We start from the raw sequence: 9,795 nt of genomic DNA on the forward strand, positions 1-9,795 counted from the left end.
GCGGTTGTACTGCATGAAAACGTTGTTCCAGATTTCGATGTAGCGGTCGCCGTCCTCATCCGGGCTCCCCGGAGGACCACCAGCTACATCTTCACCGTGGTCATAAAAAATTTCTGTACAGGGCCCACAGGGGCCTGTGTCACCCATCGACCAGAAGTTATCCGAGGCGTATTTGGCGCCCTTGTTGTCGCCGATACGCACCATGCGCTCAGCCGGAACACCAACCTCTTCATTCCATATTTTGTAGGCTTCATCATCGTCGGCATAGACCGTTACCCACAGACGTGAGCTATCGATATTCAACCACTCTTTCGACGTTAAGAATTCCCACGCAAAGAGAATGGCATCGCGTTTGAAATAGTCGCCAAAGCTAAAATTCCCCAGCATTTCGAAGAAGGTATGGTGACGAGCGGTGTAGCCAACATTCTCCAAATCGTTGTGTTTACCCCCGGCGCGAACACAGCGCTGGCTGCTGACCGCGCGGCTGTAATTGCGTTTATCGCGACCGAGGAACACGTCTTTAAATTGCACCATCCCCGCATTCGTAAAAAGCAACGTAGGGTCATTACCGGGTACCAGCGAACTACTGGCCACCGGGGTGTGTCCCTTGCTTTCAAAGTAGCGAATAAAGGCATCGCGGATAGCAGCGCTTTTCATGAACACGGTCTCACTCTGGGGTCTACATAACGACAAACGCCGGAAGACAGCTTCCGGCGGAAAGGAAAAAGTATAGCGAAATCAGCAGGCGATGTATGCGCCAACGCCTGCGACAACGGGTGAATTAGCCAAGTTTTTCATCAGCAGTCAGTGGTCGCGCCTCTGACTCCAGCATTACCGGAATACCGTCGCGCACCGGGTACGCCAAACCGCTGGCGCGGCACACCAGCTCATTGCGCTCAGCGTCGAACTCGACAGGCGCTTTGCTCACCGGGCAAACCAAGATTTCCAACAACTTTTTATCAATCATTTTCAACACTCTAAATCAAAACAACAACGCAGCCCCGGGGTGCGCTCACTCACTGACGGGCGCCAGCTCACGGGGCATCGGCCCTACCAATAGCGCTGGATCTAAACGCTGACCATGCCAGTTCATGCGCCAGTCAAGATGCGGCCCTGTCGCCCGCCCCGTTGCACCTACTTCGGCGATGGGTTGCCCAGTCTCCACCTCTTGCCCAAGCGCAACCAAAATTTTACTCAAATGGATGAACGTGGAAGAGATGCCCTGGCCGTGGTCGATGATCAGGGTTCCGCCCGAGTAAAACATGTCGTTATGAACCAGCGTCACCACGCCGCTGTTGGGCGCGGTAACGGTTGCCCCCACGGGCCTCGCCACGTCCACACCATAGTGTGGTCGACCGGGGGTGCCATTATAGACACGCTGACTCCCGAAAACACCAGTGATGGGGCCAATTAGCGGCCATTGATAGGTATTTAAAAAATCCTGCCGGTCTTCACTGCGCCGGCGCGCCTTACCCACCATGGCGGATTCCTGACGAATACGCGCCAGCACCTCTGCCGGCGGTGTCACGGTTTTCTGAGGGACCCCATTTACCCGCTGCACGGCGTATTCGCGCTGCGCTATCGCAAGTTCCTGGCTGGCACAGTCGCCGTCGTGGCACACGCGCAACGTCATTACTGCGGGCGCATCCCGATCAAAACCGGCAACAAATACGCCATTTTCGGCCACTTTCACCGAGTGCTCTCCGAGCTCCACCCGGCTGCCAGGTGCCACTTTGCCGTGGATAAGCCCGCCCTGTATCAACTGCCCTTGCAGCTCAACAGCGCCGGCCTGCACCGACAATAGCGCGCCTATGAAGAGTATTAACGTGCGCATATTCCCTCCTAACAATTCCTGGCTCACACCATATCGCGATATTATGAGCGATTCAGCATCTCGCTTAAGGTTTTGACAACAAATGAGTCGCTATCGTCCGCCCCGTCAACGAGGCTCTCGGTACATCACCCCCGAGGGCGAGCGCGCCCTTCGTGAAGAGCTGCGTCAACTGTGGAAAGTGGAGCGCCCACAAGTCACCCAAACCGTGCACGAGGCGGCAAAGAATGGCGATCGGTCGGAAAACGGCGACTATATCTACGGCAAAAAACGGTTGCGGGAAATCGACAGCCGGGTGCGCTTTCTCAGCAAACGGCTCGATGAACTCACTGTGGTCGACGAATTCCCCAGCGACCGAGAACGGGTCTTCTTCGGCGCATGGGTGTCCGTAGAGGATGAAGACGGTAACAAAAGCCATTACCGCATTGTTGGCCCGGATGAGTTTGATGTCAGCAGTGGCAAACTTTCCATGGACTCGCCGCTGGCGAAAGCCTTGCTTGGCAAGCGAGTAGATGATGAAATTTCCGTCACAACGCCAACCGGCGAAAAGCTTTATTATATTACCGCCATTCAATACGGGCATTCTCCGCGCTGAGTCGTACACATCAACCGAGGCACATTCGCAATGCTGACACTTTCACTCTTCTGGGCATGGTTTAGCTGGAACGCCTACCACCCCTGGAAAGGTAAACCTGAATTCATGGGCATCGTCAGCTTCATTTTTGGCATGTTAGCGGGCGAACTCGGTCTGCATATCATAGCCATCAATGTGCTGCTTACGGCAGGGATTGTGTTATTCGGCGAACTCGACGGCCTCGCCGATAGCCTCGGACTGCTGATCGCCATGGCAAGCTGGCTTAGCTTGGGTTTGTTTTACTTCAGGGCGCGAAATAATGAGGCAATTATGCGTGCGGCTGTTTGCGAAGCGCTGGAGACTGACGATTATCCGCAGACTCCCGATAACCTGCACTACACCCCCGACAGCGACCGCTTGCTAAAACCCTTCGCGTTCCGCCACCCGCGGGTCGAGCGTTTGAAGGATATTCCCTATTGCGATGTTAATGGCCGCAAGCTTCATGTCGATATCTATCGCCGCCGGGATTGCCCCAAAAATGCACCGGTACTGCTACAAATACACGGCGGCGCATGGATGCAAAACCTGGGCAGCAAAGAGCAGCAGGCCCTGCCACTGATGACACAGCTGGCCGAAAACGGCTGGATTTGCGTTGCCGTTCAATATCGCCTGAGTCCGGCGGCAACCTTCCCCGACCATATTATCGACTGCAAACGCGCGCTGGTCTGGACCAAAGATCACATCGCCGACTACGGTGGTGATCCCGACTTTATCGTTGCCACAGGCGGCTCTGCTGGTGGTCATTTAAGTAGTCTGTTAGCACTGAGTGCTAACGCCGCCGAGTTTCAGCCGGGCTTTGAAGAGCGCGACACTCAGGTGCAAGCCTGCATCCCGTTTTACGGGGTCTATGATTTTCTGAACAGCAAGGCACAGCGGCACAACGAAGGTTTAGAACAATGGCTGGCTGAGCGCGTGATTAAGAAGACCCGTAGCGAGGACGGCGAACTGTGGCGCAGCGCCTCACCCGTGTCATGGATACATGAAGATGCACCACCCTTTCTCATTATTCACGGCGAAGCGGACACACTTGTACCGGTGAAAGAGTCGCGTGAGCTCTATGCAGAGTTGAAGGCCAGCTCGAAAAACCCCGTGGCCTATGCCGAACTGCCCGATGCTCAGCACGCCTTCGACTTGGTGATCTCGCTGCGAAGCCAAATTGTGGTCAATGCCCTCTGCGACTATTGCCACTGCCTTCACCAGCGCTATCTGGCGCAAGCCGAAAAGACGACCGCAACGCTCAGCGATGAAACCAGCCCGGCGTAAACCGGGCTTTAGCGCGAGCCCCTAAAACGGGTTCCAGCTGGCTTTTTTGCTGTACTGCAAATACCCAACATTGGCGCCGCTACGCAGACCAACACCCGTGCGGATAGGCGCCAATACGATGTCGCCACTGCGCTGGTAATTCACCCCGACACCGGCCGCAACATATATACTCCCTTCCACGCCCGGGAAGCGCTGATACAAACGCTCGACGTCGTCAAGCTGATAAACCAGCGTAAAAACCTTGGAGGCATTTGCCCCGAGATCAAATCCGATGGAAGGACCCTGCCAAAATATCGCGCGCACCTCCCCACCGAGGGTTTGCAATTCACCGCGGCCGTAGCGCACACCAACCCCCAGTGCTGCGGAGACCTCTTCGCCAACAATAATGGCGTTGGGCTCACCTTGTTCGGCAAAAACCTTCTCGACCGCCTTTGCCAACCCCTCGGTTGTTTCGCCGAAAAATAACCCGGCTTTTTCCATTACCTGCTCGCGACTGAAGCCCTTGGTGGACTCTTCCGCATGGGCACCCGCCAGCGTTGACAGCATGACAACCAAAGCAGCAAATACACCCTTGCTCCACCGCATTATCTGTTTCATACGACCTCCTCTTAGGCGCCTATCAAGGGCCCTGTCTTGCCGCCGGCGGCTATTACCGACAACGTTGTTTATATCTCACTGGGCGGCAGGCGCTCAAGCAACGTCCTCCAACAGCCCTCATACTTCAGCAACAAGGCGTGCAGTTTTAGCAGCGCAGCGACGCTGATAGCATCGGTAATCTCACCGGAAAGCGCCATGTCTATTACCTCGGTCAAGGGTAGACGCCGGATTTCAAGCTCCTCGCAGGGCTCCGGCGCGCTTTCGCCAAGCGTTAGGCCCCGCGCGACATAAAGCTCCGCCACTTCATCGGTGCAGGAATTACTGGTGTGCAGCGTCATCAATGAGTGCAGCGCCGTCGCACGCAGGCCGGTCTCTTCAGCCAGCTCGCGCAGCGCTGCCTCCGGCGCGGAGCTGCCGAGAGGACAACCGCCCTCAGGTATCTCCCAACTGTAGGCTTGCAGCGGATAGCGATATTGACCCACCAACCAGGTGTAGCCCTGCTCATCTACCGGTATCACGCCCACCGCGCGGTTCTTAAAGCAAACTTTCCCGTAGATGCCCGGCGTGTTTCCCGGCGTGGTCACCTCGTGATGCTCAAGCCGCAGCCACGGATTTTCGTAGACATTTTCACTGTGATGCAGCCGCCAGGGCCCAATGATCACTGAGTGTTTTTTATCACTCACGACGACTCGCTTAGCAGGGGGTGTATTCGGCGCTGAAACGATGGCAGTAACTGCTCATCAAACCAAGGATTTTGCTTAAACCAACGGATATTTCTTGGCGAGGGATGTGGAAGACTGATAAACCGCCCGTCTAGCGATTGGTTTCGCACGCGCTCGGTGAGGTTTTTCTCGTCATCACCGGCATAGCGCTTCTGAGCATACTGGCCGATTAGTAGCACAACCTCTATTTGCGGCATCTGCTGCAATAGGCGCTCATGCCATGTTGGCGCGCACTCGGGGCGAGGCGGCAAATCGCCACTCTTGCCCTTGCCGGGGTAACAAAAGCCCATCGGCAGAATACCGAGGCGTGCGTCGCGATAGAATTGCTCTCGATCGATATTTAACCAGCCGCGAAGGCGGTCACCGGAAGGGTCATCCCAAGGCAGCCCGCTATTGTGCACTTTCAACCCCGGGGCCTGCCCGATAATAAGAATTCGAGCCTCTGGCGCGACCCGCAGAACCGGGCGCGGACCAAGAGGCAGCGCCGATTCACAAAGGCGGCATGCCGCTACTTCATTAAGTAACTGTTGAAGGTTCTCCATAGCCGCATTTTGCAGTCGAATGCATATGGCGGCAAGGGAACAGCATTAGCTAAGGTGCCGCAATATCCAACGCGTCCAGGGTCTCGACTGACAAACGGCCTGTCGCCAATCCCTTCTCCTGCTGAAACCTGTGAATAGCGGTACGTGTGCGTTTACCGAGAATGCCATCGGCATAGCCCGCATCAAAGCCGCGCTCGTTCAGGGCTCGCTGAACATTGCGAATTCTGGCTTCACTTGCGTCGCGTTTGCACAGAATTTGCCGCCACACCAAGGTCTCATCGGCAATTTTTTCACGATAGCTGTAGCGCTCATATACAGCAGGTACCTTAATGCGCTTGACCTTTGCCGGCTCGACAACGTGCTGCACGCGCACCGTTTTGGTTGTTGCAGGCACCTTCACCTCAATGGTGTGCTCAGGCTTGTCGATTACCCGCTTTTTCACCGTCTCGAAAACGGCGGGCTCAACAACGCGGCGGTACACGGCTGGGCGCTTCAACACCTGGCGCTCGACTCGGCGGTACTTGGCGGGCACCTCCACCAGGTGGAGAATCTCGCCGCTGTCTTCATCAATCTTTTCTACCGCACCGCGCCCCGGGCGCCACACCGACTCTGCCGGCTTGCTCAGAATTTTCTCTGTTACTGTCTCGTATTCAGCCTCAGACACCAATTCTTGGCGAACCCTGGCGGGAAGCACCTGCGTTTTTTCTTCAACCCATTTATAGGTCGCAGGAACCACCTTTAATTGCGTGTAGGCCTCGCTCACCACAACCTTTTCTTCGCGCCACTCCGTTTTGGCGGGCTGCATCTCCAGTTTCTCACTGGACTCCTTCACCACCCGAGTGGCTTCGCGATCAATAAATTTTGGCGGCAACAGCATTCGAGCATAACAAGCGCCCGTCTGTGCATCGGGCGGCATTGCCGATAGCACGCTACCACCGTCTCGTGCCTTGAGCTTTTCAATCTGGATCAACGCATCCGCCAGCGCGGTTTCCAGAGAGGCAACACGCTGGCCACCTTGCTCGACGGGTGTGCGGCCACCCCGGTAGTTCGGGGCCATCACACAGGCACTGCAAACAGCGGCGATCAATACGGCAAGCGTGGCACTGCGAATCACTCTCTTCTCCTATTGACTAGGGCCCACACACCTAACGAGCGAGCTATGTTTACCGCATTTTATAACGAATTTATTTAGCTTATCGACCGCAATTTCCACAATTCGCTAAACCACACAATAAACCGCCTGAATGCGGCGATCTCCAAGGAAAATATCGCAGCTGGCGGCAATAATGCCGGGGAAATTTCAACCACAATATGCTTTAATGAGCGCGCTTTTTTTGAACGCAGGCGCCTTGCAATAATGACCCACTCTCTCAAGCAACTTAGTGACTCAGGTGAATTTCAACAGCGGCACATCGGCCCCAACGAAGAGCAAGTTCGCGCTATGCTCAACAGCTTGGGCAGCAGCTCGCTAGAGACATTAATCAGCGAAACTGTTCCCGCCTCCATTTTGCGTGACTCACTGCCGCTACCCGACGGGGTTAGCGAACAAGATGCACTCAATGAGTTGGCCAGTATTGCCGCCAAAAACACCATTGCCCGTTCTTATATTGGCATGGGTTACTACGACACCCATACTCCCAAGGTCATTCTGCGCAACGTACTGGAAAACCCGGGTTGGTACACCGCGTACACACCCTACCAGCCGGAGATCGCGCAAGGGCGCCTAGAGGCATTGCTGAATTTCCAACAAATGGTGAGCGACCTCACCGGACTGGATCTCGCCAACGCATCGCTGCTGGACGAAGCTACCGCTGCCGCGGAAGCCATGGCGATGTGCAAACGCGCTGCGCGGAAAAACAAAAGTGATGTATTTTTCGTCGACCAGCACTGCCACCCACAAACTATCGCGGTACTTAAAACACGCGCCGACGCGCTCGGCCTCGAGGTCGTCGTCGGCGACGCCTTTAGCGATCTGGAAGCGCAGCCCTGTTTCGGCGTGCTAGTTCAATACCCACAGACAGGTGGTGAAATTCGTGACCTGCGGGGACTTTGTCAGCTCGCGCAGGAGAAAGACTGCCTTAGCGTGGTCGCTGCCGACCTTCTCAGCCTGATGCTACTCACACCGCCAGGCGAACAGGGTGCCGATATTGTCGTTGGCAGCGCTCAGCGCTTTGGCGTCCCCATGGGCTTTGGCGGCCCCCACGCAGCCTTCTTTGCAACCAAAGACAAGCATAAGCGCTCCGTACCTGGCCGCATCATTGGTGTGTCGGTAGACAGCCGCGGAAAACCCGCGCTGCGCATGGCCATGCAAACCCGCGAGCAACATATCCGCCGCGAAAAGGCCACCTCCAATATCTGTACCTCGCAGGCGCTGCTGGCCATTATGGCGGTGTTTTACGCCATTTATCATGGTCCTGAGGGGCTTCGCCGGATCGCACTTCGCGTCAATCGCTCTACCGCCATACTCGCATCGGGCCTCAAGCAGCTCGGTTTCAACTGCAACACCCATTTCTTCGACACGCTAACGGTCGCCTGTGGCGAGCGCAGCAGTGAGTTGGCCGACAAAGCTGAGGCACTGGGCCTTAACTTCCGGCGCAACCGCGACAGCCTCGGCATCAGCCTGGATGAAACCACTCGCAGCAAAGATATCGAGCAAATTTGGTCAGTATTTGCAGCAGACCAATCGCTACCCAGCGTAGCGGATATCGACAGTCAGCTCGGCGAATTGCCGGGAATACCGGTGGATATGCAACGCCACACCAGCGTTCTTGAACACCCGGTCTTTAATAGCTACCACTCCGAAACGGAAATGCTGCGCTATATGAGCCGCCTGGAGCGCAAGGACATTGCGCTTAACCACTCGATGATCGCGCTCGGCTCCTGCACCATGAAACTCAATGCCAGCAGCGAGATGATCCCGGTTACCTGGCCCGAGCTGGGGCGCATCCACCCCTTTGCCCCCGCAAATCAGATAACGGGTTACCTGCAGCTGGTTGATGAATTAGAAAAACAACTGGTGGAATGCACAGGCTACGACAAGTTTTCCATGCAGCCGAATGCGGGCTCTCAAGGCGAATATGCCGGACTGCTTGCCATCCGCCGCTACCATGAAAGCCGCGGCGATGCGCAGCGCGACATCTGCCTGATACCGAGCTCAGCACACGGCACGAACCCCGCGTCAGCAGCGATGGCAAGTATGCGTGTGGTGATCGTCAACTGCGACGAACTGGGCAATGTTGATGTCGCGGATTTGCGGCAAAAAGCCGAGCAACACCGCGACGAGCTCGCCGCACTGATGGTGACCTACCCCTCTACTCACGGCGTTTTCGAAGAAGGCATTCGCGAAATTTGCGACATCGTTCACGAGCACGGTGGCCAGGTTTACGTCGACGGCGCCAATATGAATGCCCTGGTCGGCCTTGCCGCTCCCGGCCATTTTGGTGCCGACGTATCGCACCTCAATCTACACAAGACATTTTGTATTCCCCACGGTGGTGGCGGCCCAGGCATGGGACCTATCGGTGTTAAAGCCCACCTGGCTCCCTTTCTGCCCAATCACCCCGTACAGCCGATTGATGGCCTGGGTAGTGAAAACGATACGGTATCGGCAGCCACCTACGGCAGCGCCAGCATCCTGCCTATTTCCTGGATGTATATCCGCATGATGGGCGGCGCCGGACTTCGCCGCGCCACGGAAGTTGCGATTCTTAACGCCAACTACATGGCCAAGCGCCTGGCTGACCACTACCCCATCCTTTATACCGGCAAACACGGTCGCGTTGCCCACGAGTGCATTATCGACCTGCGCCCCTTAAAAGAAAGCAGTGGCATCAGCGAAGAAGACGTTGCAAAACGCTTAATGGATTATGGTTTCCACGCCCCAACCATGTCCTTCCCGGTGCCCGGTACACTCATGATCGAGCCGACTGAAAGCGAAGCCAAGGCCGAACTCGATCGCTTCTGCGACGCCATGATCCACATTCGCAAGGAAATTGCGCGCGTGGAAGCCGGCCAGCTTCCCGCTGACGATAACCCACTGGTTAATGCACCGCACACGCAAGCCGATATCATCAGCAGTGACTGGGCGCGCGCCTACAGTCGCGAAGAAGCCGCATGGCCCGTTAACGTCTTGAGATAGTCGAAGTATTGGCCAACGGTCAATCGTATCGACAATGTCTACGGCGGCCGCAACTTGATGTTCTCCTG

9 protein-coding genes and 1 pseudogene are annotated in these 9,795 nt (G+C 56.1%); 3 read left to right on the forward strand and 7 right to left on the reverse strand.

From position 1 onward, the window contains the following. The 3 genes from ABNS66_RS15535 to ABNS66_RS15545 form a co-directional block, all read right to left on the reverse strand. A partial coding sequence (locus ABNS66_RS15535; RefSeq protein WP_348655388.1) for an alanine--tRNA ligase-related protein occupies positions 1-657 on the reverse strand: 657 nt, incomplete at its 3' end. A 124-nt stretch (positions 658-781) separates the two neighbouring features. After that, positions 782-967, reverse strand: coding sequence for a Trm112 family protein (locus tag ABNS66_RS15540; protein ID WP_027872727.1), 186 nt, complete (start codon positions 965-967; stop codon positions 782-784). 45 nt (positions 968-1,012) lie between these two features. After that, the gene (locus tag ABNS66_RS15545) at positions 1,013-1,834 is read right to left on the reverse strand and encodes a M23 family metallopeptidase (protein ID WP_286836939.1); all 822 of its coding nucleotides are present in this window, start codon (positions 1,832-1,834) and stop codon (positions 1,013-1,015) included. 82 nt (positions 1,835-1,916) lie between these two features. On the opposite strand from ABNS66_RS15545, the gene greB reads away from it, so the two are divergent. Next, the gene (gene greB / locus ABNS66_RS15550; protein ID WP_286836937.1) at positions 1,917-2,426 is read left to right on the forward strand and encodes a transcription elongation factor GreB; all 510 of its coding nucleotides are present in this window, start codon (positions 1,917-1,919) and stop codon (positions 2,424-2,426) included. A 30-nt stretch (positions 2,427-2,456) separates the two neighbouring features. Further along, complete coding sequence (locus tag ABNS66_RS15555; protein WP_286836935.1) at positions 2,457-3,728, forward strand: alpha/beta hydrolase; 1,272 nt, start codon at positions 2,457-2,459, stop codon at positions 3,726-3,728. A 21-nt stretch (positions 3,729-3,749) separates the two neighbouring features. Here ABNS66_RS15555 and ABNS66_RS15560 read toward each other — a convergent pair whose 3' ends face one another. The 4 genes from ABNS66_RS15560 to ABNS66_RS15575 form a co-directional block, all read right to left on the reverse strand. After that, positions 3,750-4,325, reverse strand: a complete 576-nt coding sequence (locus ABNS66_RS15560; protein WP_204995633.1) for a DUF1134 domain-containing protein — start codon at positions 4,323-4,325, stop codon at positions 3,750-3,752. Positions 4,326-4,393: 68 nt separating this feature from the next. Continuing rightward, complete coding sequence (locus ABNS66_RS15565; protein WP_286836933.1) at positions 4,394-5,008, reverse strand: NUDIX hydrolase; 615 nt, start codon at positions 5,006-5,008, stop codon at positions 4,394-4,396. After that, positions 5,005-5,589, reverse strand: coding sequence for a uracil-DNA glycosylase family protein (locus ABNS66_RS15570; protein ID WP_286694954.1), 585 nt, complete (start codon positions 5,587-5,589; stop codon positions 5,005-5,007). Before ABNS66_RS15570 ends, ABNS66_RS15565 begins: the two co-directional genes overlap by 4 nt. A 49-nt stretch (positions 5,590-5,638) precedes the next feature. Further along, positions 5,639-6,703 (reverse strand): peptidoglycan-binding domain-containing protein, encoded by a 1,065-nt coding sequence (locus tag ABNS66_RS15575; protein WP_286836931.1) that lies wholly within the window; start codon positions 6,701-6,703, stop codon positions 5,639-5,641. Positions 6,704-6,946: 243 nt separating this feature from the next. Here ABNS66_RS15575 and gcvP point away from each other — a divergent pair. Continuing rightward, positions 6,947-9,795, forward strand: a pseudogene (gene gcvP, locus ABNS66_RS15580) (aminomethyl-transferring glycine dehydrogenase); the annotation flags it as partial.

This window comes from uncultured Spongiibacter sp. (assembly GCF_964011655.1).
Taxonomy (GTDB): Bacteria; Pseudomonadota; Gammaproteobacteria; order Pseudomonadales; family Spongiibacteraceae; genus Spongiibacter; species Spongiibacter marinus.

Bases quoted from the DNA above. Each gene is read 5' to 3' on its own strand.
- greB (WP_286836937.1), top strand. From the start codon at position 1,917: ATGAGTCGCTATCGTCCGCCCCGTCAACGAGGCTCTCGGTACATCACC.
- ABNS66_RS15570 (WP_286694954.1), bottom strand. From the start codon at position 5,589: ATGGAGAACCTTCAACAGTTACTTAATGAAGTAGCGGCATGCCGCCTT.
- ABNS66_RS15545 (WP_286836939.1), bottom strand. From the start codon at position 1,834: ATGCGCACGTTAATACTCTTCATAGGCGCGCTATTGTCGGTGCAGGCC.
- ABNS66_RS15560 (WP_204995633.1), bottom strand. From the start codon at position 4,325: ATGAAACAGATAATGCGGTGGAGCAAGGGTGTATTTGCTGCTTTGGTT.
- ABNS66_RS15555 (WP_286836935.1), top strand. From the start codon at position 2,457: ATGCTGACACTTTCACTCTTCTGGGCATGGTTTAGCTGGAACGCCTAC.
- ABNS66_RS15540 (WP_027872727.1), bottom strand. From the start codon at position 967: ATGATTGATAAAAAGTTGTTGGAAATCTTGGTTTGCCCGGTGAGCAAA.